We start from the raw sequence: 24,465 nt of genomic DNA on the forward strand, positions 1-24,465 counted from the left end.
TCGTGATTACCGTACTATGGCGTAGCTTTGCATATGGCGCGGTGTCGACGCGCCGTAGAGCAATCCATTGCTGCGCTCAACCGCGCAGACGCGCCCAAGCGACCAGCTGTCCTGAACGGATAGCCTATGGCTTCTTTCCCGGAGCGAAGCGAGTGTGGAAGCCGAGTAACGATCTTCGATTAGCAGACGGCCAAGCTCGTATTCGCGCGGATAGAATGATCCTGGCCAGTGCTTGCTGTGGAACATTGGTGCATCGATCGCGCTTTGAAGTCCCTGTCGATGCAGGATATGGCGCAGGAAGACCGTCAGCGGCCATTGATCCTGCTGGTCGCCTCCTGGCGTTCCGATGGCAAGATAACCTTCGCCGTCGCGAGTGACGAGCGTCGGCGTCAATGTCGTGCGTGGCCTTGTTCCTGGACGTAGAGTGGATGGCAAACCTTCGTCCAGCCAGAACATCTGGGCGCGCGTCGAGATCGGAAAACCGAGCCCGGGAACGACGGGCGAGCTCTGCAGCCAGCCGCCGCTCGGGGTCGCCGAAATCATGTTGCCGAACCGGTCGACGATATCGAGATGCACGGTATCGCCTTCGATCTCGGGGACAGCCGCGAAGGTAACCTCGCCTCCGCCTGGCCCCTGAGGAACTTCGCTGCCGGCGCGGGCTGCGATCCGCGCAAGACGCTCCGCCGCTCCGGGCAGATGGCTGGCAATCAGTTGTTGCGACGCCTCGGGGCCGACGAGTTTTGCGCGCTCGCGGACGTAATCATCGGACAGAAGGATATCGATCGGAATGTCCGACGTGTTCGGATCACCGTAAAATGCTTCGCGATCCGCAAAGCAAAGCTTGGCGCTTTCGACGACGGTGTGGACAAAATCTGGGCCATAGGGATCGAAGCTGCCGATATCGAGCTGCGACAACAGGGCAAGCTGCTGCAAGAAAACCGGTCCCTGTCCCCACGGACCCGTCTTGTGGACCGTCAACCCGTGAAAGTCGCGCGACAGCGTCTTTTCCTTGGTCGCTGACCAATTGGAAAGGTCCTCGCCTCGAAGAAGCCCGGGGTTGCGGCGGCCCGTCGTGTCGAACAGTTCTGCCGTTCGGTAAAAGCGGTCGATCGCATCGGCAACGAACCCTTGGTAGAAGGCGCGCCGCGCCGCCTCGATCTGAACGACGCGATCCGATCCGGCTGCCTTGGCTTCGGCCAATATCCGCCGATAGGTCGCTGCGATGGCAGGCATGTGCATGACAGCACCCGGTTTCGGCACGCGATTATGCGGCAGCCAGACCTCTGCCGAACTCGGCCATTCGTTTCGAAACAGGTCCTCTACCGGGATGATCGAGGCGACCGCGCGTGGCAGAAGCGGAAAGCCGCTTTCGGCATAGGCGATTGCATAGGAGAGAATATCTTCCAGCGGCAGGGTGCCGTAATCGCGCAGGAGCAGCATCCAGGCGTCAAAGGAACCCGGTACCACGGCGGGCAGAAGGCCCGTACCCGGCACCATCTCAAGCCCCAGCGATCGGAAGGCTTCCAGGCTTGCCAGCGCCGGAGACACACCCTGACCGCATATGACCACCGGCTCATCCTCCTTGACGCTCTTGAGGATGATGGGCACTTCGCCACCCGGACCATTCAGATGGGGCTCTACGATCTGAAGCGTGAAGCCGCAGGCGGCGGCCGCATCAAACGCATTCCCTCCGCGTTCGAGCACCGACATGCCGACCGAGGTGCCAAGCCAATGAGTGGAGCTGACCGCACCGAAAGTGCCGCTCAGTTCGGGACGCGTGGTAAAACTCACCATATCTGTCTGCCTATCTCTGGACGATCTGTTTCGCTCCGACCAACCTCTCGGCCAAGGCCAAAACGACAAGGATGATCAGGATCTGCAATGAGGACGCCGCGGCGACGACGAGCTGATTGCCCTGGAACTGGAGGTAGCTGAAGATCTCGATCGGCAGCGTCACCACCCCCGGGCCGGTCAGGAAGAGCGCAGTATTCAGCTCGCCAAAGGATACGACGAATGCGAAGAGCCAGCCGGACAGGACGCCTGGCCAGATGATCGGCAGCGTGATGAGCATGAACGAACGCACCGGACCGGCGCCGAGGCTCTGGCCGGCCTCTTCGAGCGTCGTGTCGAAACTTTGAAGCGATGTCAGCACCGCACGGAATGCGTAGGGAAGACAAACGACGACATGCGCAATGAAGAGGCCCGGCAAGACGCTCATGTTGACCGTCTTGTAGATCAGCAGCAAGGCAAGCCCGAGGATCAGTGCCGGGAACACCAGCGGCGCGATGATGAGCATTTGCAGGAAAGTCGAAAGCCCGTTGCGATTGCGCGAGACATAGATCGCGCCCAAGAGCCCCAACAGGACCGAGGCGCAGGCCGAGGTCAGCGCGAGCAAGATGCTGAGCACAAAGGCGTCTCGCATTTCGACAATGCCGAAGAACTCGACGAACCAGCGCAGCGAGAAGCCCGGCGGTGGGAAGACCAGCGCGTCCCCCGAGCTGAACGAAACGATCAGCACCACGAGGATCGGCCCCATGATCAGGGCAAGCGCAATGCCGACGACGAGGCGAAGAAGGAAGCCACCCATGCTTCAACCCTTTCCCTGTACGCGTTGCGGCCGAATGAGAAGCTGGATGAGCACCGCAATAATCAGCGCGATAATCAGCAATGCAAAGGAGAGGGCAGCGGCCCGCGGCCACCGGAAGGTGGTGACGCTGTCGAAGACCAGGCTGACCAGAAGCTTGTAGCGTGGCCCACCCAGGAGGGCGATCGTCACATAGGCGCTCAGCGTCAGGAATGTCACCAGCATGAGGCCCGATGCAATGCCGGGGCTTGAGAGCGGCAGCGTAACCCGCAGGAACGAGCGCCACGGACCGGCGCCAAGCGAATGGGCGGCTTCCGTGTATCGCTGATCGATGGTGCTCAGCGAGTTGGTTAGCGATACGATCATGAAGGGCAGGAGGATCGTCAGCAGGCCGAGCGTCACAGCCTGGAACGAATAGAGATATTGCACCGGTCGCTCGATGAGGCCGACGCCCGTGAGGGCGCTGCTGACCACGCCGCGCCGCCCGAGGATGGCGACCCAGCCATAGGCCCTGACGACATTGCTCACCATCAGCGGCACCATCATCACCATCAGCATGAGCATGCGGCCGCGCGGAGAAAGCCGGGCCGCATAGAATGCGACGGGATACCCGATCAGCAGGCATAGAATGAGGACGATGGCCGTCGACAGCAGCGTCCGCTCGATGATCAGCAGGTAGAAGGAGTCCGTGAATATTTCGGTGTAGTTGAGGAGCGTCGGCTTCAGGTCGAAGAGCGACGTTCCCGAATTCGTCATGAAGCTGACGAAGAGCAGATAGCAAAGCGGAACGACAAAAAACAGGCCAAGGATTATGAGCGGCGGCAAGGCAACGGCGTAGAACAGGGCGGAACTCGGCAAGAGTTTGCTCATGCCGCTTCCTCCAGCGCAACCGCACTTGCCGTTTCCCATGAGAGCCCAACCGAAGCCCCTGCTTCTATTTCCGCAGGCACGGCTGCGGTATTCTGCAGGACCGCGTTCAGAGCTATTCCGCCCATATCGAGGTAGAGGAATGTCTGAGCCCCTCGATAGATGACGTCCTTCACCACCGCGCGAATGCCGCTTTGCGGATCGAGCACGATTTTCTCGGGGCGGAGAGCAAAACGCAGCTTTCCTCCGCTTGCCGCCGTGCCCGCAATGTGTACGAGATTGCCGGCAAGATCGACCACGGCCGCATTTCCCTCGCGCCCGCGTACTTGCCCTTCGAGAATATTGCTGGCGCCGAGAAAGGTTGCGACGAATTCGGTGCGTGGCCGGTCGTAGATGTCTTTGGGCGCGCCTGCCTGCTGGATGCGGCCATGGTTCATGACAGCAACCCGGTCCGACATGGTCAGCGCCTCTTCCTGATCATGGGTAACGAAGACAGTGGTCATGCCAAGGCGCCGCTGTAGCTGACGGATCTCCACCTGCATCTGCTCGCGCAGCATCTTGTCGAGCGCGCTGAGCGGTTCGTCGAGCAACAGGACGTCAGGCTCGAACACCACGGCGCGCGCTAGCGCGACGCGCTGCTGCTGACCGCCGGATAGCTGACGCGGATAACGGTCGGCAAATTTGCCGAGCGCGACGAGATCAAGCGCAGCGCCGACCTTCCGGCGGATCTCGTCCTTAGCGACGTGCCGCATCTGTAAGCCGAACGCTACGTTCTCAGCCACGCTTAGATGGGGAAAGAGGGCAAAGTTCTGGAAAACCATGCCGAAGCTTCGCTTGTAGGCCGGGATTCCCGTCACATCCTTGCCGCGGATGAATACGTGTCCCCCAGTCGGCTGTTCGAAGCCTGCAATAAGGCGGAGCGTGGTCGTCTTGCCGCATCCGCTTGGTCCCAGCAGTGCAAACAGCGTTCCGCGTTCGATTTCGAGATCCAGTGAGTGCAGCGCGGTTATTGTCGCGAAAGACTTCTCGACTGAAACGAACCGGACGTCGAATGCGTTTGCCTGCGCCAGATTATCGGGTTTCATGGCATGTTCTCCAAGGCATTGTCACACCGCATGACACGCAGTCCCGCAGCGCACAGCCTGACCGGCAATTCAGTCAATACAAGGGTTTCGGTAAGTTTCGACCGGATATCCAGCGAGGCGATCGACGCCTGCAGGACGCCGATAAGGGCATGGGCCAACTGCGCATCGATGGCGCCGCCGGCACATTCGTCGCGGACAGCTGCCAGCACGTCCTGCCATTCCTGCTTCAGCCTGTCGAATTCGGCCGAGAGCAGAATAGTCATCTCATCCGTTTCCGCGAGCGAGAGAGCCTCCAGCGCACCAAAGGACGTTTTCAGTACTGCATCCAGCCCGTCGAGCAGCTGCAGAAGTTCGTCCGGCGACGTCGTCTCGACCGTTGCAGGGGCGGTGCCATCATGCCTTGCGAACAGGCCGAGATAGACAAGCGCATTATAGATCAGCCGAAAACCCGCACAGTCTTCCTTCATGAAGAAGCGCAGCGTCTCGTCCATCACCTTGAAGCCGCGTATGGGCAGGAACCGCCGGACATAGGCTTCCAGCACGATGCCCTTGCGCAGGAATTCGCCCATTTCGGGATGTGGCGAAAACACGAGGACTTTGCCTTTGCCGAGATCGCCGGACAGGATTGCGGGCGAGTTCTTCATCTCGCGGTCGAATAGCGATGCCGCCAGCGGATTGTCGATGAAGAGCCGGCTTTCGGAAATGAAGTTTCTAAAATGCCCGAGTGAGACGGCCGACCGCTTCGAGTTCGAATAGACGGGTCCGTGATAATAGGGCAGTTCGACTGCCTCCGGCAGGCCGCGCCCCAGCACTGGATCGGTAATGGAGATGCCGAGGATCGCAGCGCCGGTGGAAAGATATTCCTGCGTATAGTTCGGCGTTGCGTCGATCGCGCCCAGCCAGCCAGGCCGACCGTCGGAGGCATAGAAACCGCCACCACAGGAGCCGATAAAGGCTCCGCCCTCGGAAATGAAGGCACGAATTGCCGCATCGATACCGGGGAGACTTTCTGCCCGGTCGAGTCCCCAGGTTGCAAAACCGCCCGGCATGATGAGCAGATCAAACTCGGATAACGCTTCCTCGACAATCTGCCTGCCGTCAAGGGCAGAGAAGGTCAGCCCGAGACTGAGCAACGCGTGGGCATAATAGGCCCAATAGGGATAACCGATGGCCTCGCCGCTATAGATCGCGATGCGTGGCGGCGCATGGGTTGCGAGCGCGCCATCACCGGCTACGCCAGTCAAGCCGAGCTTCCCGGCGGCCTCTGCCGCTCTTCCACCGACAGCGAAGCCGCCGGCGTCATCATCTGCCGGAAGCTGATGCGCTCGACACCGATTGAGAAATACCAAGGGGATACCGGTGAACGCGCCGCGGTCAGCCAGCCTGAAAATCGTCATGAGATTAGTATTCCTGCTGTTCGGCGCGGCGGCCGCCAAGCCGCCGCGTATGGGGTTCTCAGCCGCCGGAAACGATGCGATTCCAGCGATCGGTCCACTGACCGCGGTTGGCGGACATGAATTCCTGATCAAGGTCGATGATGCGTGCCGTCTCCTCCGGAGAGAACTGCACCTTCTGCTGTAGCTCGACCGGGAGCTTGGACAGCGTATCCGGATGTGTGCCGCCGTAGTTGAACACCTGGGCGACCCAGCCCTGTGTGGACGGATCGATCGTCATGTTCACATACTGCTCGGCAAGCGCCTTGTTCTTGGCGTTCTTGGCAATGCTCGTGCCGGACATGTATGAGATCGCGCCTTCCTTCGGGAAGACCCATTCCACTTTGCCACCCTGTTGAAGCACGGTGTAGGTCTGGAACTTGTAGAGCAGGCCGACGGCGGCTTCCCCGTTTACCAACGCGCTCATGATCGTGTCCGTATCCTTGGCCCAGATCGGGTCAAGAGCAGCCATCTTGCTCAGCATGTCGAAGCCGGCATCTGCATCCTTCGCATCCTTTCCGGCGGCCAGCGCGCCGATCGGAATGATGTAGGGACCGATGGAATGCGTGATTTCCGGAAGGACGATCGAACCGCGGTAGTCTTCGCTCCACAAATCGGCAAAGCTTGTCGGCGGCTTTTTCACGAGGTCCGGATTATAGGCGATGCCGAGCGCAGAGTAGATCATCGCCACCCAGCCCTTGCGCTTGAAGCGATCCGGCACCCCGGCAAGGAACGAAAGATTCGGTGAATTCGGATCCAGATCTTCCAGGACGCCCTGCGCCTCTGCCAGCGGAACTACGCCGTCATGCAGTTGCACGAGATCGTAGACCTGGTTGTCGAGACTGATCTTCAGCTTGGTGATGCGCTCGACCGGGCTTGACCCACGATCCTGTGTGATCTTGACGCCCGTTTTCGCGGCAAAAGGCGCGTCGACATATTTGGCCATGCCGTCGCCCCACAGTCCGCCCCAAGTCATCATGGCGAGCGATTCAGGCTTCGTTTGCGCAAAAGCGAGGCTGGCTGAGCCCAAAACCGGCGCGGCAAATGCGGCCGAAGCCGTAAGCTTCATGAAAGTACGTCTGTCCATTTCGTTCCCTTTTTAGCGAACCAATTTAAATTGGTTCATGAAATTTTTGGCGATCTCGTTAAGTCTTGAGACTGCGATTGAAGTATTTGTTGGTCATGGATGTGGGTTAGTCAAGCGGTTTTGGGCGAAGTTTGCCGAATAAAGAAGGCATGGATACTGAATTGCCCCAAAAATTGGCACCGTGCTTATCTTGCGGATTGGTTTGTAATGGTTCAGGATGCGGGCCCCAATATGAGGAATGATTGTGCCCGTGAAAGCCAAGCAAAATCTGCTCGATGAACTGCGCGCGGCGATCGCGACGACGGACGAGCGTTTCATTACGGATGAGAGGCTGCTGCCGGAGCGGGAGCTCAGTGAGCACTTCGGAATCGGGCGGCGCGCTGTCCGAGAAGCCCTGAACGAGCTCGAGGGAGAGGGGCTGCTGTTTCGAAAGCAGGGACTGGGCACCTTCGTCCGCGAAGTCGGCCCGAAGTCCACCAGCCTGAAGTCATTGACCAACCGCACCAGTCCGCATGACCTCATTGAGGTCAGACTGGAAATCGAGCCTGTGCTTGCCCGTTTTGCGGCAACACGCGCCACGCCAAATGACATCGATCAGATGAGGCTCTTCATTCGAAAGGCCGCGCAGGCCACAAGCCCGCGAGAATACGAGCAATGGGACAGCGCGTTCCATACGAAGATTGCCGAGAGCGTTCGAAACACCATGTTCTGGGGCGTATTCCGGCTGATCAATTCGGTGCGAAAGGAGCATCATTGGGTCAGCTCAAGAACGCGGGTTTTCACCAAAGGCGTCAGCGAAGAAATGGTCCGCCAGCACGAAGCGATCGTCGCTGCGATTGCGGCCCGAGATCCCCACGCTGCGGAGCAGGCCATGCATGTTCACATTGCGACGGCGGGTGTGCGCATCAGCCAGTCTATCGGCGACGCTCCCTAGGCACGTCTCGTCTGTTTATGGGGAGCGTCGCATTGGTTATTTGGAACGAGGATCAAGCGCGTCGCGCAGGCCGTCGCCGAGCAGATTGAACGATAGCACCGTCATGAAAATCGCCAGACCCGGCCACATCGCCATCCATGGTGCGTTGCTGAGGAAGCGCTGTGCGGAGTTCAGCATTGATCCCCAGGAGGGAGCCGGCGGCTGCAGGCCGAGACCAAGGAAGGACATGCTGGCCTCGGCGATGATTGCGGAAGCAATGGTCAGCGTTGCCTGAACGATCAACTGCGGCAGGATGTTCGGCAGGATATGCCGGACTGCGATGCGCCATTGCGGGTTGCCCACGGCACTTGCCGCCTCCACATATTCCTCGGCCTTGATGGACAGAACCTGGCCACGCGTCAGGCGGATGAAGAGCGGCGTGGCGGTAATGCCGATCGCCAGCATTGCGTTGGTCAGGCTCGGACCAAGGAAGGCGGCGAAGGCGATCGCTAGGATCAGGAACGGGCAGGCGAGCATCGCATCGGTAAATCGGCTGATGAAACCATCGACGATGCCGCCAAGGAAGCCGGCGGCAAGCCCGAGCGGCACGCCGATCGCCATGGCAATGCCGACGGATGTCAGGCCCGCCAACAGTGAAGCGCGCGTGCCCCAGACGATGCGGGAAAGAATGTCGCGACCTGCCTCGTCCGTTCCCATCCAGTGAAGGGCGGACGGCGCCTTGCGCACGGCGGTCCAGCTCTGTGCCGCCGGGTCATAGGGGGAAAGAAGCGGTGCCAAGACCGCGACGGATACCATGAACAGCACGACGACGAGGCCGAGAAGCGCGCTGCGCCGCCTGGCAAGCCGCCGCCACAGGCGGCTCTGGAAGAAACGTGTCACCGAATTGGTCGAGGCCTTGGATTGCGTAACCGTCAGCATGATCAGCCTCTCAATCGCGGGTTGACGAAAATATATCCTATATCCGCCAGCAGATTGAGGATGATGTAGAAGAGCGAGGTGACGAGGACGACGCCCTGCACGACCGGATAATCGCGCGTGAAGACCGCATCGACGATCAGCTTGCCGAAGCCTGGGATCGTGAAGATCTGCTCCGTCAGGACCGCGCCGGATAGAAGTGCGCCGAATTCAAGCGCTCCGAGCGTGATGATCGGCGTCAGCGCGTTGCGCATCGCGTGCTTGAAGACCACGACCCACTCGCTCAGGCCCTTTGCACGCGCGGTGCGCACGTAATCGCTCTCGAGCGCCTGCAACATTGCTCCTCTCGTATGGCGCATGATGACGCCGGCGATCGCCATGCCAAGCACGAAGGCGGGCATGATCGTCGTCGCGAGGCTCATCCGCCAGTCTTCCCACGGGCTGACAAAGCCCGATGCCGGAAGCCATCCGAGATGAACGGAAAAGAGCAGGATGAGCATGATGCCGAGCCAGAAGTTCGGCACCGAGATACCAGCGAGCGACACGACATTCGTCACATAGTCGATCGCCGTATTCTGCTTCAGCGCGGAAATGACACCGCCGGTAATGCCGAGCACGAGTGCGACGATAATGCCCATGACCGCGAGTTGCAGCGTCACTGGCAACTTTAGGAGGATAAGGCTGAGGACGGGTAAGTTATGGCGCATGGATTCGCCAAGGTCTCCCGACAACACGCCTTTCATCCAGAAGAGATACTGGACGACGAGCGGCTGGTCGAGATGATACTGGGCGCGAATGGCCGCGAGCGTCGCCTCATCGGGATTGTCGCCTGCCAGGATCAATGCGGGATCGCCCGGCAAGAGGTGCTGAAGCGAAAAGATGATCATCGACAGCAGGATGATCGTGGGGATGAGTTGCAGCAGACGGCGCAAAAGAAGCGATGACATGGTTCAACCTCCTGCCGTGGGCTGCACTGGCTTGATGGCCATGGCTTCGAAGGCTGCAAACAGCTTTTCGAGCTTTGGATTTCGGGGTTCGCGAACGGGTCCTGTCGCGTCCTCATCAGGCAATTCGTTCCAGAAGGCACAGGCGTTGGCGTGGCCGTTCTCTTCGGTATGCAGCGCCATGCTGACGGTCTGACATTCCGGCCGGGCATAGGGGCAGCGCGTATGCAGGCAGCAGCCCGACGGCGGGGACAGCGGACTTGGCAGGTCGCCATGGAGCCGTGCTGCGCGAGAGCGCTGACGGCTGGGCGGCGCGGCAACGGGAATCGCCGAAAGAAGCGCGCGCGTATAAGGGTGGCGTGGCGCTTCGAATATCAGGTCAGATGCGCCGATCTCGACCACCTTGCCGAGATACATGACCGCGACGCGATCGGAAATGTGCTTCACCACACCGAGGTCGTGCGAGATGAAGACGAATGCGAGCCCGAGCCGCTTCTGCAGATCCTTCAGCAGATTGAGGATCTGCGCCTGGATCGAGACGTCGAGAGCGGAAACGGCTTCGTCGCAGATGATCACTTTCGGTTCCGAAGCGAGCGCGCGCGCGATCACGACGCGCTGACGCTGACCGCCCGAAAACTCGTGGGGATAACGGTTTGCCTGTTCGGGGCGAAGGCCGACCATTTCCAGAAGTTCTGCGACCCGCTTGGCGCGCTGGCCTGCCGGCACGATATTATGCAGCATCAGCGGCTCGGCAACCGTCTGCGCGATCGTCATGCGCGGGTTGAGCGAGGCATAGGGATCCTGGAAGATCAGCTGAATATGCCGCCGCTGCTGGCGCATCGCCGCATTGCTGATGTTTGTAACGTCCTGCCCGTCGATCAGGACCTCGCCGGCGGTCGGCCGGATGAGACGCATCAGGAGCCGTCCAAGGGTCGACTTGCCGCAGCCGGATTCCCCGACGATCGCCAGCGTCTCGCCCGGCATCAGGGAAAAGGTGACATCATCGACGGCACCCACTTGCGCCAGCGGACGGCCGAGCAGGCTGCGCTTGATGATGAAGTTTTTCCCGAGCCCGCGGACTTCGATGATCGGCTTTGCGGCCGATGAGGAGGAAGAAGGTTGGGTCATGGAACGAGATCCTCCATGGGCGCACGCCAGCAGCGGCTGAAGTGACCTGCCGAAATTTCCATGAGATCGGGCATGTCGGCACATTTTTCGACGCGGAACGGACAGCGCGCCTGGAAGCGGCAGCCCGATGGCGGATTGGCCATGTCGGGGACGGTGCCGGTAATCGCGACAAGCCGCTCGCGCCGTTCGTCAAGGCGCGGCAGTGAGCCGAGCAGGCCGACCGTATAGGGATGCTGCGGGAAGGTGAAAAGCTGCTCGACGGAACATTGCTCCACAACCTGCCCGGCATACATGACGACCACATCGTCGCAGGATTCGGCAACGACGCCGAGATCGTGGGTAATGAGGATGATGGCGGTTCCGGTCTTCTGCTGCAGTTCGCGCATCAGCTCAAGCACCTGCGCCTGGATGGTCACATCCAGCGCCGTGGTCGGCTCGTCGGCAATCAGAAGCTCCGGATCGCAAGCGAGCGCCATCGCGATCATCACGCGTTGACGCATGCCGCCGGAGAGATTGTGCGGATATTGATGATATCGGGTCTCGGGCGAGGGGATGCGCACCAGCTTCAGCATGGCGATCGCCCGTTCCGTCGCCTCTTTCTTGGACATGCTGCTATGGCGCAGGATGACTTCGTTGATCTGCTCGCCGACCGTGTAGGAAGGGTTGAGCGAGGTCATCGGTTCCTGGAAGATCATTGCCAGCCGGTTGCCCCGGAGGCGGCGCATGGCGCCTTTCGTCTGGTCCAGAAGCTGCTGGCCGTCGAAATCGACACTGCCGGTAATGCGCGCCGTGTGCTCGGGCAGAAGTCGCATGACGGCAAGCGATGTGACGCTCTTGCCGCTGCCGGATTCACCGACGATGGCAAGGTTGCGTCCTTTCTTGACGGAAAAGCTGACGCCATCGACAGCAGTCACGGTCCGGTCGTCTCCCTGGAAGACGACGCCCAGGTCCGAGATATCGAGGATGGACGAAGCAGCGTCATCAGCCCGAGGAGATCGGGCTGATGGGTTTTGATCCAAAGGTTGGGATGTGCTCATCAAACCAGGCGCAGACTTAGTTCTTGCGGCTGACATCAGTCAGGCGAATGATGCCGTCCGGGTTGGCCTTGAAGCCGGTGATGTTGGCGTTATGCGCGAAGATCCACTGCGAGTGATACATGTAGACGATCGGCAGGTCCTTGAGCAGGATCGCGACTGCCTTGTTGTATTCCTTCTTGCGGGCCTCGACATCGCTGATGGCGCGGGCCTTGGTCAGTGTCTCGTCGAGCTCCTTGTTGCAGTAATGCGCGTCGTTGCCGGCTGCGCCGCAGGCCAGCATCGGCGTGATGTTGAGGTCGGGATCGACGCGACCGCTCCAGCCGACAAGGTGGGACTGGAATTTGCCCTGCCGGGCGACATCAAGCAGCGTCATCAGCTCGGTCGGCTTGATCGTGACGGTGATGCCGATTTCCTGGACCATCGCCTGGACGAGCTGGGCCACCTGCTGGCGCTCGGCGTCAGTCGGAACGAGCAGTTCCAGATTGACGGACTTCACGCCGGCCTCTTCCATCTTCTTCTTGGCAGCATCCAGGTCACGCGTCGGAACCGGGTAGTCTTTGTCGTAGTAAGGGCTCGTCGGCGGGAAAGGCTGGTTGCCGGGGCTTGCCTGACCGGCAAAGACGACGTTGTTGATGGCGTCGCGGTCGATCGCAAGGCTGACGGCCTCACGGATAGCCGCCTTCTTGCCGGCATCGAGGTTGGCGCCCTCGCCGGTGATGTCGAAGGTGATGCCATAGTAACCGAGGCCTACGACGGGATCGACGGCAAGCGAGGGGTCGGCCTTGACGGCATCGACGTCGGTCGCTGCCAGACGCTCGATCAGATCAAGCTGTCCCGAACGCAGGTTCAGCAGGCGGACGTTGGAGTCCGGCATGCCCTTGAAGATGATCTGGTCGAAATGGTATTTCGCCGCGTCGTAATATTGCGGGAATTTCTCCAGCGTGATGTGATCCTGCGGGAGGCGTTCCACGAATTTGTAAGGGCCGGAGCAGACCGGGGCGTTGGTGAACTTCTCGCCAAGTGCTTCGCCGGCTTTCGGGCTGATGATCATGCCGGCGCGGTCGCTGAGCGCGGCAAGCAAGGGAACGGAGGGTTCCTTGAGGTTGATCTTGACCGTGTAGTCGTCCACCACGTCGACGCTGCTGATTGCGCTGATCTCGGGCTTGCGGCGGGAGATCTTCAGGTTCAGGTCGCGATCTAGATTGTACTTGATCGCAGCCGCGTCGACCTTGGTGCCGTCGTGGAAGAGTGCGTCCTTGCGGAGCTTGAGCGTCAGCGCGGTGCTGTCTGCATTCCATTCCCAGCTCGTCGCAAGCATCGGGATGATCTGGCCATTGTCATCGACGTCGACGATCTTGTCGCAAAGCGACTGCAGGACGTGGCGCCCGACAAAGCTCCAGTTGGAAGCCGGATCAAGCGTATCCGGATCGTCCTGAAGGCCGATCCGCAGCACCGATTGAGCCGCAGCAGCTGGGGCGACAGATACCGCAAGGCCGCTCAGGGTCAGGCCGGCTGCGAGTGCAACATATAATGGCTTCATCTTTGTTCCTCTCTTGTTTTCATTGCTGTCTCGGCATCACCGAGCGACGGCGTAACCCTGCACTCCACGCGGGTTGGAGCCGGCCTTTACCAATTGCATTTCGCCGTCCATCTCTCTTGCGACGGCGGCAAGTCGTCCTTCCGACCAGGCGTCGCCGATCGTGATCTTGTGTCCGCGTGCCGCCAGTTCCTTCTGCATCGCTTCCGGAAAGCGGGATTCCAGCGTGACGGCGCCGAAACTGATTTCGCGCGGCCAGAAGGAGCTCGGCAGATGGTCGGTATGGAAGGAGGGGGCGTCAATCGCCTCCTGCAGGTTCATTCCCTTGTGGATGTGGCGCAGAAGCATGGTCAGCTGCCACTGGTCCTGTTGGTCGCCGCCCGGCGTGCCGAAGGCCATATAGGGCTGCCCATTTCGGAAAGCGGTCGATGGCGTCAGCGTGGTGCGCGGCCGCTTGGACGGCATCAGCGTGGAATTCAGGCCTTCCTCGAGCCAGAACATCTGGCCGCGGGTGGTGAGGCTGAAACCGAGACCCGGAATGACCGGGCTCGACTGGAACCAACCGCCGGAAGGCGTTGCCGAAACCATGTTGCCCCAGCGGTCGACCGCGCTCACCTGCACGGTGTCGCCGCGCTGTGCGCCTTCGCGGGTGAGGCTCGGTTCGCCTTCCCGGTCGTTCGGAAGCTTCGGTTCGCGCGCCACGGTGGGTTCGCCGCCGCCGAGGCCCGGCTGCGGAATGGTACCCACCGCACGCAGCGGCGGCAGAGTGGGCTTGCGCCCGTCCGGCGAACCGGGGCGCACTTCCATAGATGCGGTGCTGCCGATCAATGCGCGACGGCTATCGGCATAGCCGGAAGACAGCAGCGTTGTGAGCGGTACGTCGGAACTGTCGCCATACCAGGCATCACGATCGGCCATGGCAAGCTTGGCGGTCTCGACGACGAGATGCACGAAATCGGCGCTCATCGGATCGAGATCGGCGATATCTGTGCCCTTCAGGATCTGCAGCATCTGCAGAAGCACCGGACCTTGCGACCATGGACCGCATTTGAAGATCTCGTAGTCGCCATAGGTGACCGAAACCGGCTGCTCGATCAGCGGCTTGTAGTCGGCCATGTCCTGGGCGGTAATGAGGCCTTTGTGGTGGCGGCCCGAAACGTCCCACACCTCTTCGGTCGCGCAGAATTCTTCGATACGCTCGGCGATCGGGCCGCGATACCAGAAGTCGAGGGCGGCATCGATGCGCGCCTCGCGCGTCTTTGCCGATTTGGTCTGGTCGATAATCTGCTGATAGAGCGCGGCAACATATGGATTGCGGAAGAGCTTGCCGGATTGCGGTGCGTTGCCGCCCGGCAGGTAAAGTTCGGCGGAGCTCGGCCAATGTGTTTCGAAAAGCTCACGCATCGACGCAATCGTATTGGCGATGCGCGGCACCAGCGGATGGCCGTTCTGCGCATAGTAGATGGCGGGAGCGAGCACGTCTTCGAGCTCGGCGGTGCCATAGTCACGCAGGAGCGTCAGCCAGGCGCCGAATGCGCCGGGAATGCAGGCTGCAAGCAGGCCGGTGCCCGGAATGATGTCGAGACCGAGATCCCTGAAATACTTGACCGTCGCCTTGGAGGGAGAAGGTCCCTGCCCGGAGATCACGATTGGCTTATCCGCGCCGGCCGGCGTGACGATGATCGGTACTTCACCGCCCGGACCATTCAAATGCGGTTCCACGACCTGCAGCACGAAACCGGCTGCGACCGCTGCGTCAAAGGCTGTGTGCCCCTTTTCGAGCATCGACATGCCGACGGCGGATGACAACCAATGCGTGGAGGAAACAGCACCGAACGTGCCCCTCAGTTCCGGCCGTGTGGTAAAAGTCATTTTAGTTCCAACTCCCTATCGGCCGCCGCCGGCCCGATGTCGCCTCCTTCCAGAGTTTGTCGACAATGTAAGCCGTTAGCCGCCAAATTATATACAAGCCCTCATATCGGGAGGGCCAAAAAAATATCATTGCCATGCGATCTCTGTGGACATATTGTATATTTGTTGTGCCGGTTGCAAGCAGATTGTGTAAAATTCTGTGCGCTCGCATAATCATAAAAAACGGGCGCACGAGGGGTAAGCGCCACGACAAAGGATAAGAAAATGCTGGATACAGGGGCTCCCGGCAGGAAAAGTCGCAGCGATTTCATCGCCGAACAGCTCGAAGATGCCGTGATCAACGGTGCAATTCCGGCAGGCTCGCGCCTTGATGAAGCATCCATCGCTGCGCAATTCAATGTATCGCGGACACCGGTGCGCGAGGCATTGCATATTCTCTGTGGGCGCGGATTGGCAGAGCGAGAGCCATACAAGGGCGTCGTTGTCACGCAGATTTCGGCCCAGCGGATCGATGAGATGTTCGAAGCCATGGCTGAGCTCGAGGCGACCTGCGGCCGGCTCGCTTCCCATCGAATGACGATGAGCGAGCGCGCGGAGCTCGAAAACATCCATCGCGAAATGAATGTGCTCGCCGAAGAAGGCGAGCACGCCGCCTATAATGAGTTGAACACCCGTTTCCACAGCCTTCTTTTCCAGGGCAGCCATAATAGTGATCTGATCGCTGCGGCTCAGACCTTGAGGCTGAAGCTTGCGCCTTTTCGCAAGTATCAGCTCAAGGACAAGGGTCGCCTCAAGCGCTCCTGCAACGAGCATCAGCAGATCGTCGACGCGATTCTCGACCAGGATCCGAAGGCAGCCGAAAATGCGTTGCGCCGGCATCTCGTTTCGGCAGCGCAGGAAGTTCTGATCAAGCGCCAGCGACAGGAAGAAGACCTCGTCACTGAAACCAATCTTATTGAAGAGGCATGAGTTCGAAATGTCCGTGAATGCTGAACAAGATGCTATCCGCACCGTTATCTCGGACATGCAGGCAGCCTGGAACCGTGGCGATTTCCACGGCTACATGGCCGGCTTTGCCAATCCTGATGTGGTGTTCGTATCCCGCGGCCGCATCCAGAAGGACTGGCAGTCGACGCTGGATCACTATATCGCGGATTACGGCGGCTCCCCGGGCTCGCAGGGGGAACTAGCCTTCTCGAATATCCGCATCGAGATGCTGGCTCCGGATGCCGCGCAGCTCATCAGCAATTACAATCTCGTGCGTGCCGCGGGCGGCCAGACGGGGGTCAACACCCGGCTGATGCGCAAACGCGACGACAAATGGGTAATCGCGCTCAATCACGTTTCGCAGATCGAGAGATGAGACGCCCCGATTAGGGCGTTCACTCGCTCAGCTGGCGGAAAGATCGATCGGATCTGCAAGGTCGCGCGCCAGATAATCCTGGATCTGCTTGACGATCTGCTCGGCATGTTTGGCGGCAAGCTTGTCGGCAAGCTCGACGTTCCGAGCTTCGATCGCCGCGATCATCTCCTCGTGTTCGTCGACATACTGCCGAGGCAGGCGATCGTCGAAGGTGCGGTAATAGAGCCTGAGGATGCGCCGTCCCTCATCGAGGAGCCGGCTAAAGAAAACCGTGTAATAGGGGTTGCCGGCGAGTTCGGCGATCGCAACGTGGAATTCACGATTCGCCTCGATCATCGCCAAGGCGTCATGGGCGACAACGGCGGCGGCAAATTCCTGCTGCCATCTCCTGATGTCGGCCATGGCCTCATGTCTTGCACGTTGCGCTGCACCACGGGTGGTCACGCGGTACATCAGCGTCAGGGCATCGAAATAGGTTGGTAGCGTCGCGAAGTCTATCTGTGAGACGATCGTATTGCGGTTCGGCAACGTCGTGACCAAGCCCTCGCCGGAAAGCCTCAGCAGTGCCTCGCGGACCGGGGTGCGGGACATACCGAAACGTTCCGAAAGCCTGACTTCTTCCAGTGCGTCTCCAGGCGGCAGGGTCATGTCGAGAATCTCTTTGCGCAGCACCGTATAGACACTTTGAGTGCCGGTGCCGCGCGCGCGGCGAACATCGCTTTCCTCGGGTTCGATATGCGCCATGCCTGATATTTTTCTCCGATAGCCAACCACGGGCTTGAATGCAATTTGTCGACGAAGGTCGCAGGCTAGTCAAGCCGCCATCCAAACCAAGACCAATAACCGTCGTCGTCGCCGGAATCCTCGATCTTCGAGCTGGCGCACCTTTTCTGTCGACAAATAGAATACAAGACGCTATTAGTAACGCAAGGCTCAGCCTTCCAGGCGGACAATCGTGTCATGAGGCCTGCCAGTCCAAGAGGAATTAGAATGAAAGCCAAGATCTTTTCCGGCGTCGTTCCGGCGCTCATGACCCCCTGCAAGGAAGACCGCAGCCCGGATTTTGAATCGATGGTTCGCAAGGGCAAGGAGCTCATTGCTGCAGGCATGTCGGCTGTCGTTTATTGCGGCTCCATGGGTGATTGGCCGCTTCTGAGCGACGAGCAGCGCATGGAAGGCGTCGAACGTCTCGTCAAAGCCGGCATACCCGTCATCGTCGGCACGGGCGCGGTCAACACGGCCTCGGCAGTTGCCCACGCTGCACACGCGCAAAAAGTCGGCGCACAGGGCTTGATGGTCATCCCGCGCGTTCTGTCTCGCGGTCCGTCGCTGGTTGCGCAAAAGGCCCATTTCAAGGCGATCCTGTCTGTAGCACCAGACCTCCCGGCGGTCATCTACAACAGCCCCTATTACGGCTTTGCCACGCGCGCTGACCTGTTTTTCGCACTGCGCGCGGAGCATTCGAACCTCGTCGGCTTCAAGGAATTCGGCGGCCCTGCCGATCTGCGCTATGCGGCCGAAAACATTACCAGCCGCGACGATGACGTTTCGCTGATGATCGGCGTCGATACCGCAGTGTTCCACGGTTTCGTGAATTGCGGTGCGACCGGCGCCATCACCGGCATCGGAAACGTGCTTCCGAAGGAAGTCATCCACCTCTGCAACCTTTCGCAGGCTGCTGCAGCAGGCGACGTCGACGCTCGCCAGCGTGCGCAGGAACTGGAACAGGCACTTGCCGTCCTCTCGTCCTTCGATGAAGGACCGGACCTCGTTCTCTACTTCAAGCACATGATGGTGCTGAAGGGTGCCAAGGAATATACGCTCCACTTCAACGAGACGGATGCACTGTCCGAAAGCCAACGCGGCTATGTCGAAGCTCAGTTCAAACTGTTCAACAGCTGGTACGCCGAGTGGAGCAAGCTTCCGGGTGCAGTCGAGAAGTCGAAGCCCTGAGCTTCAACTGATGGCGAAATGAATCAAGGCCCGCCTCATCGGCGGGCCTTTTTGTTTGATGTGCAGTCGAAAGCAGGCCGAGATATCCGACTAATCGACGGCATCGAGCCCGAGGGTGCGGAGACGCTCAAGTTGCTGCATCTCCTGCTCGTTCAGGACGATGCCATCAGTCTCGGACATCGCGCGGGCGGCGAATCGACGTTGAGAGGGCAGGCGGGCGCCCTGGCCTGCAATCGCTTCGAACAGAAGCTCCGCACGGGCAAACGGATCACCCGGCCGGCCGGCGGCGAAGGCTTGCGGAGAAAAGGCGACAATGAGTTCGCCGTGCGCTGGCGCGAGCGCGGTGGTGCCGAGATAATCCAGCGCCTCCCGGCTCGTCAGGTCGCCGATCATTATCCCGGCAAGCAATTCAATCATCGTGCCGATCGCCGAGCCCTTGTGCCCGCCAAATGGGAGCATGGCGCCGGCAAGTGCGGCTTCCGGTTCGATGGTCGGTTCACCATCCGGCCCGATCGCCCAGCCTTCCGGGAGTGCCTTGCCTGCGCGCCGGTGCAATTCGATCTCGCCGCGAGCGGCCATGGAGGTGGCGAAGTCGAAGACATAGGGCTCTTTGCCCTCGCGCGGCCAGCCGAACGCAAACGGATTGGTGCCGAGAAGCGGCAGCTTGCCTCCTGATGGAGCGACCGTCGAATAGCTGGGACACATGGCGAGCGCCGCAAGCCCTTGTTCCGTCAAAGCCTCGACATCCGGCCACAGGGCCGCAAAATGAGTGCAATCGTTGATGACGAGGGCGGCCAGACCATGTTTACGCGCCTGCACGGCAACCGCGGGCACGCCGAGCTCGACTGCCGGGTTGGAGAACCCGCCCTTGGCGTCCACCCTGACGATCGCGGAATCCGGCTGTGTGGCTAGTTCCGGCACGGCATCCGGTTTCACTTTCCCTGCCTTCACCGTGCGCAGGATGCCCTCGACCCGATAGATTCCATGCGATTTGCAGGCATCGCGTTCTGCACGGGCGATGACGCTGGCAAGCGAGGCGGATTGAATGGCGTTGAGGCCCGCATTGCGGAAGATTGCCTCGACGCGGTCACGTAGCTCATCAAAGGTCAAATTCATTTTCTCCCTCATGGGTCTTCCACCGATTAGAGCCTTGCCGCGATGGCAAAGGCAGTTGATGTCTGCATACATAAAGTATACGAAAATCAGACGCGAGCAATTTTCGCTGGCTCTCCAGAGAGGCATGATGACCAGTCAGACCGAATCTCAGCTTACTGTAATTGGTGCAGGTGTTGTCGGACTATCCGTTGCGATTGTCGCACAACAGCGCGGATTTGCGGTCACAGTTCTGGATCGACAGGGCCCGGCCGCCGGCGCGTCGGCGGGCAATGCCGGCGCATTTGCGTTCACCGACATCCTGCCGCTCGCCTCTCCGGGTATTTTGAAGAAAGCGCCGAAATGGCTGCTTGATCCGCTCGGCCCGCTGACGATACCGCCCGCCTATGCGCTCAGGATCGCTCCCTGGATGTTTCAGTTCTGGCGTGCCTGCTCGCCTGGTCGAGTTGCGCATTCAACGGCGGCGCAAACCGCTTTGATGGACCTGTCGAAGGCCGCGCTTGAGCCGTTCCTGCAGGAAACCGGAACGCTGTCGATGCTGCGGAAGGAAGGCAATCTGCAGCTTTATGAAAGCGAAGCGGAATTGAATGCCTCACTGCCAGGCTGGAAGGTCCGCGAGCAGCACGGCATCGAGTTCCAACATCTCGATGCCGCCCGTATGGCAGAGATACAGCCGGGTCTCGCCTCCCGTTTCACCCATGGCACGTTCACGCCCGGCTGGTATTCGATCGCCGATCCAAAGCTTTATACGCTCGCGTTGGCGGATCATTTCCGCAAACGAGGCGGTCGGATAGAAACGGCGGAAGTGGTCGCTTTGCGGTCCGTCGAGGGCGGCGTCGATATCGTGACCAAGGAGGGGACAACACGGCACACGAAGCAGGTCGTGGTTTCGGCGGGCGCATTCTCGCACCGGATCGCGCGAACGATCGGAGACCGAATCCCGCTTGAAACCGAGCGCGGCTATAACACCACGCTGCCCTCGGGCGCTTTCGATCTGCGGACACAGCTCACCTTCGGCGGCCATGGTTTCGTCGTGACGCGACTATCCACCGGCATCCGCGTCGGTGGCGCGGTGGAACTGGGTGGCCTTGATCTGCCACCAAATTTCAAGCGGTCGGAAGCAATGCTGAAGAAGGCGCAGGCTTTTCTGCCGGGATTGAAGCCCGAGAACGGCGTGCAGTGGATGGGATTTAGGCCGTCACTACCCGACAGCCTGCCCGCGATCGGCCGCGCGCGCAGCACTCCGGCGGTGATCTATGCCTTCGGTCATGGCCATCTGGGTCTCACACAGTCTGCCGGAACGGCTCGTCTCGTTGCGAACCTGCTTGCGGGAGAGAAGCCTGCCATCGATCTTTCACCGTTTTCTCCCTACAGATTTTAGCGGAGACCGCGATGTCTACCCGCCGCACGCACGTCAGGATTTCAGCAAAGTAAAGGACAGCCAATGACCGACGTTTCGAACTGGTCGCATCCTGTAGCCCGCATCACCGACGAAGAGCGGCAGGAGCGTCTTGCGCATCTTCGCCAGAGCATGGAGGCTGCGGGCCTAGCCGCCTTCCTTCTTGGCTCTACCGAGAGCCTGCGATACTTTACCGGCCTCGTCTGGCACCCGAGCGAACGCTTGGTCGGCGCTCTCGTTACGCCGACCAAGCTCATCTATATCGCACCCGGTTTCGAGTGCTCCCGCATCGAGACGCTTCCCCGTCTGGCCGGCGAGATTGCCGCCTGGGAAGAGCACGAAAGCAGCTCTCAGTTGATTACCGATCTCATCCCTGCGAACGGCAAGCTCGGGCTCGACGAGGAAATCGCACTTTTCGTCTATCATTCGCTGGCGGGCGTATTCGGTGCTGACCGTCTTGTCGATGGCGGCGCGATCGTTCGCGATATCCGCGTCAGAAAATCGAAGGCCGAGATCGATATCATCCGCTATGCCATGGGGCTGACGCTCGAAGTGCATCGCCGGGCGCATGCCCTGATGAAGCCCGGCATTCGGGCCTCCGAAGTCGTCCGCTATATCGATGAGCAGCATCGCCTCCTCGGCGCTCCCGAAGGTTCAAGCTTCTGCATCGTCTCCTTCGGTCTTGCGACCTCGCTGCCACATGGTGCAGACGGCGACCAGACGCTCGCAGCAGGCGACGTCATCCTCGTCGACACCGGCTGCCGTCTCGACGGCTATCATTCGGACCTGACGCGGACCTATACGCTGGAAGAGCCGACATCAGAGGTCGCCCGCATCTGGAACCTGGAGCGCGAAGCACAGCGGGCGGTCTTTGACGCCGCAAAAATCGGGGCTCCATGTGAAGGTCTCGACAATGCCGCGCGCGCCGTACTCGAGCGCCAAGGCCTCGGACCCGACTATCGCCTTCCCGGCCTGCCGCACCGGGCCGGCCACGGCTTGGGTCTCTCCATTCACGAACATCCCTATATCGTGCGCGGAAACCGCTTGCCGCTGGCGGAAGGCATGTGTTTTTCCGTGGAACCGATGATCGTGTGCCCTGGAGCCTTCGGCATTCGCCTGGAAGACCATATCCACATGACGGAAAATGGCCCGGAGTGGTTTACGCTCCCGTCAAAGAGCCCGACCGAGCCCTTTGCGTGAAATATCTCGCTTGATGGAAGCAATCCCATCGGCAGGCCACTTAAGTCCAAATGAGGCAAGGTGCGATATCGCCCCTGCCTCATCAGCTATTACCGCACAGCCCTTTCGAATACGCGTGCCAGGCGCTCGGCGAAAGCGCGGGGATCGGCCGGCTTATCGCCGTCGAGGATACGCGCTTCATCGAGCAGCAGCAGTGCTGCGTCTTCGCGAAACGGCAGGTCGCCTTCCCCAGCCGCGATCGCTTTGATCGTGGGATGATCCGGATTGATCTCCAGGATCGGCTTGGTGACGGATTGGAGTCGCCCGGCGCCCTGCAGGATCTTTTCCATCTGGCGGTCGTAGCCCTCTTCCGGGGCAACGAGGCAGACGGCACTTTCGGTCAGACGATCGGATGCCCGCACATCGGCCACCTGATCGGCAAGCTTATCCTTGGCGAAAGCAATGAAAGCCTGCGTGCTTGCGGCCATTTCCGGCTCGGCGGCTTGCTGGCTGTCCGTCTTGGGGAATTGAGACAGATCCGCCGAGCCCTGTGTGATCGATTTGAACGTTTTGCCTTCAAACTCCGGCGCGTTCATGACCCAGAAGCTATCGATCGAATCCGTCAGCAGCAGAACCTCGACGCTGCGGGCGCGAAAACCTTCCAACTGCGGCGATGATTTCAGCTGCTCCAGACTGCCGCCGGCGAGATAATAGATAGCGCTCTGACCGTCCTTTGCGTCCTTCACGTAGTCGCCGAGGGAGCGATAGCCTTCGCCCGAGGATGTCGTGCGGAATCGTGAGAGTGCCAGGAGCTGGGAGCGTCGCTCGAAATCCTCGTAGATGCCTTCCTTGAGAACCGGCCCGAAATTCTCCCAGAGCTTGAGGAAGCTGTCGGCCTCGGTTTCCGCGAGCTTTTCGATGCCGCTGATGATTCTGCTTGTGACACCCTTGCGGATCGAGGACAGGATTGGACTTTCCTGAATCATCTCTCGCGAAACATTGAGCGGGAGGTCGGCGGTATCGACGAGACCGCGTACGAAGCGGAGATAGCGGGGCAGGAGTTCGGCATCGTCCGTGATGAAGACACGTTTGACGTAAAGCTTCATTCTCCCCTTGCGATCGGGATCGAACATGTCGAAAGGCTGCGAGCTTGGAACGAATGCCAGTGCAGTATATTCGTGCCGTCCTTCCGCTCGGAAGTGCACGGTGAGTGCCGGTTCGTCATACTGGCCTGAAGTGCCGCGGTAGAAATCCGTATATTCGTCCTTCGTCACTTCATTCTTCGACTTGGTCCAAAGGGCGGTGCCATCCGTCACTTGCACCGGCTCGCTGCCGGGTTTGTCGAAGAGGCGGATTGCAACAGGCACGTGGCCGGATTGTTCCTTGACGATGCGCTCGACGGTCCAGCGAGACGTATATTCCTTCGCATCCTCCATCAGATGGAGGGTGATGCGGGTGCCGCGTGCAGGCGCTTCCGCGGTGTCTACAGGGCTGACGGTGTAGCTGCCTTTGCCGTCGGAGAACCAGTGCGAGGCTTCCTGCGAGCCGGCGCGGCGCGAGATCACGTCGACACGCTCGGCCACCATGAAGCAGGAATAGAAGCCGACGCCGAATTGACCGATCAGCTGGGCGCCCTCATTGGCCTTGCTTGCTTCGATCCGCTCTATAAAAGCTCGCGTTCCCGATCGGGCGATGGTGCCAAGCGCCTCGACCATCTCCTCGCGGCTCATGCCAATGCCGTTATCCTCCACGATGAGTTGCTGCTTCTCCTCGTCGAGCGTAATCGTGATACGGCTCTCGACATCGGTTCCAAGGAGAGACGGCGTTTCGATCGCCTCGTAGCGCAGCTTCTCGCAGGCGTCGGCGGCATTCGAAATCAGCTCCCGTAGGAAGACGTTTCTGTCCGAATAAACCGAATGAACCATCATATGCAGAAGACGGGCGACGTCGGCTTCAAAGACGTGGCTCTCGGCGGGCTTTTCTGCTGCAGTGGTCATGTGTCTTTATTCTCCTTCGAAAATCAAATGATCGCGCC

21 protein-coding genes are annotated in these 24,465 nt (G+C 60.2%); 6 read left to right on the forward strand and 15 right to left on the reverse strand.

Going from position 1 to position 24,465, the window contains the following annotated elements:
* Nucleotides 1-6 precede the first annotated feature (6 nt).
* The 6 genes from EV561_RS16095 to EV561_RS16120 are packed head-to-tail and all read right to left on the reverse strand — an operon-like array spanning nucleotide 7 to nucleotide 7,056.
* Complete coding sequence (locus EV561_RS16095; protein WP_132523177.1) at nucleotides 7-1,794, reverse strand: gamma-glutamyltransferase; 1,788 nt, start codon at nucleotides 1,792-1,794, stop codon at nucleotides 7-9.
* A gap of 10 nt (nucleotides 1,795-1,804) precedes the next feature.
* Nucleotides 1,805-2,587 carry an ABC transporter permease gene (locus tag EV561_RS16100; protein WP_132523179.1) on the reverse strand — a complete coding sequence of 261 codons (783 nt, stop codon included), beginning with the start codon at nucleotides 2,585-2,587 and terminating at the stop codon, nucleotides 1,805-1,807.
* A gap of 3 nt (nucleotides 2,588-2,590) precedes the next feature.
* A complete protein-coding gene (locus tag EV561_RS16105; RefSeq protein ID WP_165927818.1) occupies nucleotides 2,591-3,454 on the reverse strand; it encodes an ABC transporter permease in 864 nt (287 codons plus the stop codon).
* Nucleotides 3,451-4,536, reverse strand: a complete 1,086-nt coding sequence (locus EV561_RS16110; RefSeq protein ID WP_132523183.1) for an ABC transporter ATP-binding protein — start codon at nucleotides 4,534-4,536, stop codon at nucleotides 3,451-3,453. The genes EV561_RS16105 and EV561_RS16110 overlap by 4 nt, the downstream gene beginning before the upstream one ends.
* Nucleotides 4,533-5,933: a BPL-N domain-containing protein gene (locus tag EV561_RS16115; protein WP_132523185.1), complete on the reverse strand. Its 1,401-nt coding sequence runs from the start codon at nucleotides 5,931-5,933 to the stop codon at nucleotides 4,533-4,535. Before EV561_RS16115 ends, EV561_RS16110 begins: the two co-directional genes overlap by 4 nt.
* A 58-nt stretch (nucleotides 5,934-5,991) precedes the next feature.
* Nucleotides 5,992-7,056 carry an extracellular solute-binding protein gene (locus tag EV561_RS16120; protein ID WP_132523187.1) on the reverse strand — a complete coding sequence of 355 codons (1,065 nt, stop codon included), beginning with the start codon at nucleotides 7,054-7,056 and terminating at the stop codon, nucleotides 5,992-5,994.
* Between the two features lie 250 nt (nucleotides 7,057-7,306).
* On the opposite strand from EV561_RS16120, the gene EV561_RS16125 reads away from it, so the two are divergent.
* Nucleotides 7,307-7,990 carry a FadR/GntR family transcriptional regulator gene (locus EV561_RS16125; RefSeq protein WP_165927819.1) on the forward strand — a complete coding sequence of 228 codons (684 nt, stop codon included), beginning with the start codon at nucleotides 7,307-7,309 and terminating at the stop codon, nucleotides 7,988-7,990.
* A gap of 36 nt (nucleotides 7,991-8,026) precedes the next feature.
* On the opposite strand, the gene EV561_RS16130 is transcribed toward EV561_RS16125, so the two are convergent.
* From EV561_RS16130 to EV561_RS16155, 6 genes are read right to left on the reverse strand one after another with little or no spacing between them, the layout of a single operon-like run.
* Entirely contained in the window at nucleotides 8,027-8,908 is an 882-nt protein-coding gene (locus EV561_RS16130; RefSeq protein WP_132523191.1) for an ABC transporter permease, read from the reverse strand.
* A 2-nt stretch (nucleotides 8,909-8,910) separates the two neighbouring features.
* Complete coding sequence (locus EV561_RS16135) at nucleotides 8,911-9,852, reverse strand: ABC transporter permease (RefSeq protein ID WP_132523193.1); 942 nt, start codon at nucleotides 9,850-9,852, stop codon at nucleotides 8,911-8,913.
* Between the two features lie 3 nt (nucleotides 9,853-9,855).
* Complete coding sequence (locus tag EV561_RS16140; protein WP_132523195.1) at nucleotides 9,856-10,977, reverse strand: dipeptide ABC transporter ATP-binding protein; 1,122 nt, start codon at nucleotides 10,975-10,977, stop codon at nucleotides 9,856-9,858.
* Nucleotides 10,974-12,014, reverse strand: a complete 1,041-nt coding sequence (locus tag EV561_RS16145; protein WP_132523197.1) for an ABC transporter ATP-binding protein — start codon at nucleotides 12,012-12,014, stop codon at nucleotides 10,974-10,976. Before EV561_RS16145 ends, EV561_RS16140 begins: the two co-directional genes overlap by 4 nt.
* 16 nt (nucleotides 12,015-12,030) lie before the next feature.
* A complete protein-coding gene (locus tag EV561_RS16150) occupies nucleotides 12,031-13,554 on the reverse strand; it encodes an ABC transporter substrate-binding protein (protein ID WP_132523199.1) in 1,524 nt (507 codons plus the stop codon).
* Nucleotides 13,555-13,590: 36 nt separating this feature from the next.
* Nucleotides 13,591-15,423: a gamma-glutamyltransferase family protein gene (locus tag EV561_RS16155; protein ID WP_132523201.1), complete on the reverse strand. Its 1,833-nt coding sequence runs from the start codon at nucleotides 15,421-15,423 to the stop codon at nucleotides 13,591-13,593.
* A gap of 264 nt (nucleotides 15,424-15,687) precedes the next feature.
* On the opposite strand from EV561_RS16155, the gene EV561_RS16160 reads away from it, so the two are divergent.
* Together EV561_RS16160 and EV561_RS16165 are read left to right on the forward strand one after the other, a co-directional pair.
* Complete coding sequence (locus tag EV561_RS16160; protein ID WP_132523203.1) at nucleotides 15,688-16,392, forward strand: GntR family transcriptional regulator; 705 nt, start codon at nucleotides 15,688-15,690, stop codon at nucleotides 16,390-16,392.
* Between the two features lie 7 nt (nucleotides 16,393-16,399).
* Nucleotides 16,400-16,786 carry a nuclear transport factor 2 family protein gene (locus tag EV561_RS16165; RefSeq protein WP_132523205.1) on the forward strand — a complete coding sequence of 129 codons (387 nt, stop codon included), beginning with the start codon at nucleotides 16,400-16,402 and terminating at the stop codon, nucleotides 16,784-16,786.
* 27 nt (nucleotides 16,787-16,813) lie between these two features.
* On the opposite strand, the gene EV561_RS16170 is transcribed toward EV561_RS16165, so the two are convergent.
* Nucleotides 16,814-17,530: a GntR family transcriptional regulator gene (locus EV561_RS16170; protein ID WP_132523207.1), complete on the reverse strand. Its 717-nt coding sequence runs from the start codon at nucleotides 17,528-17,530 to the stop codon at nucleotides 16,814-16,816.
* Nucleotides 17,531-17,776: 246 nt separating this feature from the next.
* Between EV561_RS16170 and EV561_RS16175 the strand changes: the two genes are divergently transcribed.
* Complete coding sequence (locus EV561_RS16175) at nucleotides 17,777-18,739, forward strand: dihydrodipicolinate synthase family protein (RefSeq protein WP_132523209.1); 963 nt, start codon at nucleotides 17,777-17,779, stop codon at nucleotides 18,737-18,739.
* Between the two features lie 90 nt (nucleotides 18,740-18,829).
* On the opposite strand, the gene EV561_RS16180 is transcribed toward EV561_RS16175, so the two are convergent.
* Nucleotides 18,830-19,867, reverse strand: a complete 1,038-nt coding sequence (locus EV561_RS16180; RefSeq protein ID WP_132523211.1) for an Ldh family oxidoreductase — start codon at nucleotides 19,865-19,867, stop codon at nucleotides 18,830-18,832.
* Nucleotides 19,868-19,982: 115 nt separating this feature from the next.
* On the opposite strand from EV561_RS16180, the gene EV561_RS16185 reads away from it, so the two are divergent.
* Together EV561_RS16185 and EV561_RS16190 are read left to right on the forward strand one after the other, a co-directional pair.
* On the forward strand, nucleotides 19,983-21,233 hold the full coding sequence (locus tag EV561_RS16185) for an FAD-dependent oxidoreductase (RefSeq protein WP_132523213.1): 1,251 nt from the start codon (nucleotides 19,983-19,985) through the stop codon (nucleotides 21,231-21,233).
* 63 nt (nucleotides 21,234-21,296) lie between these two features.
* Nucleotides 21,297-22,451 (forward strand): Xaa-Pro peptidase family protein, encoded by a 1,155-nt coding sequence (locus EV561_RS16190; RefSeq protein ID WP_132523215.1) that lies wholly within the window; start codon nucleotides 21,297-21,299, stop codon nucleotides 22,449-22,451.
* Between the two features lie 89 nt (nucleotides 22,452-22,540).
* On the opposite strand, the gene htpG is transcribed toward EV561_RS16190, so the two are convergent.
* Entirely contained in the window at nucleotides 22,541-24,427 is a 1,887-nt protein-coding gene (htpG, locus tag EV561_RS16195) for a molecular chaperone HtpG (protein ID WP_132523217.1), read from the reverse strand.
* Nucleotides 24,428-24,465 lie beyond the last annotated feature (38 nt).

The sequence above is a fragment of the Rhizobium sp. BK376 genome, assembly GCF_004341625.1.
In the GTDB taxonomy this organism is placed as follows: domain Bacteria; phylum Pseudomonadota; class Alphaproteobacteria; order Rhizobiales; family Rhizobiaceae; genus Rhizobium.

Bases quoted from the DNA above. Each gene is read 5' to 3' on its own strand.
- EV561_RS16095 (WP_132523177.1), bottom strand. From the start codon at position 1,794: ATGGTGAGTTTTACCACGCGTCCCGAACTGAGCGGCACTTTCGGTGCG.
- EV561_RS16100 (WP_132523179.1), bottom strand. From the start codon at position 2,587: ATGGGTGGCTTCCTTCTTCGCCTCGTCGTCGGCATTGCGCTTGCCCTG.
- EV561_RS16105 (WP_165927818.1), bottom strand. From the start codon at position 3,454: ATGAGCAAACTCTTGCCGAGTTCCGCCCTGTTCTACGCCGTTGCCTTG.
- EV561_RS16110 (WP_132523183.1), bottom strand. From the start codon at position 4,536: ATGAAACCCGATAATCTGGCGCAGGCAAACGCATTCGACGTCCGGTTC.
- EV561_RS16115 (WP_132523185.1), bottom strand. From the start codon at position 5,933: ATGACGATTTTCAGGCTGGCTGACCGCGGCGCGTTCACCGGTATCCCC.
- EV561_RS16120 (WP_132523187.1), bottom strand. From the start codon at position 7,056: ATGGACAGACGTACTTTCATGAAGCTTACGGCTTCGGCCGCATTTGCC.
- EV561_RS16130 (WP_132523191.1), bottom strand. From the start codon at position 8,908: ATGCTGACGGTTACGCAATCCAAGGCCTCGACCAATTCGGTGACACGT.
- EV561_RS16135 (WP_132523193.1), bottom strand. From the start codon at position 9,852: ATGTCATCGCTTCTTTTGCGCCGTCTGCTGCAACTCATCCCCACGATC.
- EV561_RS16140 (WP_132523195.1), bottom strand. From the start codon at position 10,977: ATGACCCAACCTTCTTCCTCCTCATCGGCCGCAAAGCCGATCATCGAA.
- EV561_RS16145 (WP_132523197.1), bottom strand. From the start codon at position 12,014: ATGAGCACATCCCAACCTTTGGATCAAAACCCATCAGCCCGATCTCCT.
- EV561_RS16150 (WP_132523199.1), bottom strand. From the start codon at position 13,554: ATGAAGCCATTATATGTTGCACTCGCAGCCGGCCTGACCCTGAGCGGC.
- EV561_RS16155 (WP_132523201.1), bottom strand. From the start codon at position 15,423: ATGACTTTTACCACACGGCCGGAACTGAGGGGCACGTTCGGTGCTGTT.
- EV561_RS16160 (WP_132523203.1), top strand. From the start codon at position 15,688: ATGCTGGATACAGGGGCTCCCGGCAGGAAAAGTCGCAGCGATTTCATC.
- EV561_RS16165 (WP_132523205.1), top strand. From the start codon at position 16,400: ATGTCCGTGAATGCTGAACAAGATGCTATCCGCACCGTTATCTCGGAC.
- EV561_RS16170 (WP_132523207.1), bottom strand. From the start codon at position 17,530: ATGGCGCATATCGAACCCGAGGAAAGCGATGTTCGCCGCGCGCGCGGC.
- EV561_RS16175 (WP_132523209.1), top strand. From the start codon at position 17,777: ATGAAAGCCAAGATCTTTTCCGGCGTCGTTCCGGCGCTCATGACCCCC.
- EV561_RS16180 (WP_132523211.1), bottom strand. From the start codon at position 19,867: ATGAGGGAGAAAATGAATTTGACCTTTGATGAGCTACGTGACCGCGTC.
- EV561_RS16185 (WP_132523213.1), top strand. From the start codon at position 19,983: ATGACCAGTCAGACCGAATCTCAGCTTACTGTAATTGGTGCAGGTGTT.
- EV561_RS16190 (WP_132523215.1), top strand. From the start codon at position 21,297: ATGACCGACGTTTCGAACTGGTCGCATCCTGTAGCCCGCATCACCGAC.
- htpG (WP_132523217.1), bottom strand. From the start codon at position 24,427: ATGACCACTGCAGCAGAAAAGCCCGCCGAGAGCCACGTCTTTGAAGCC.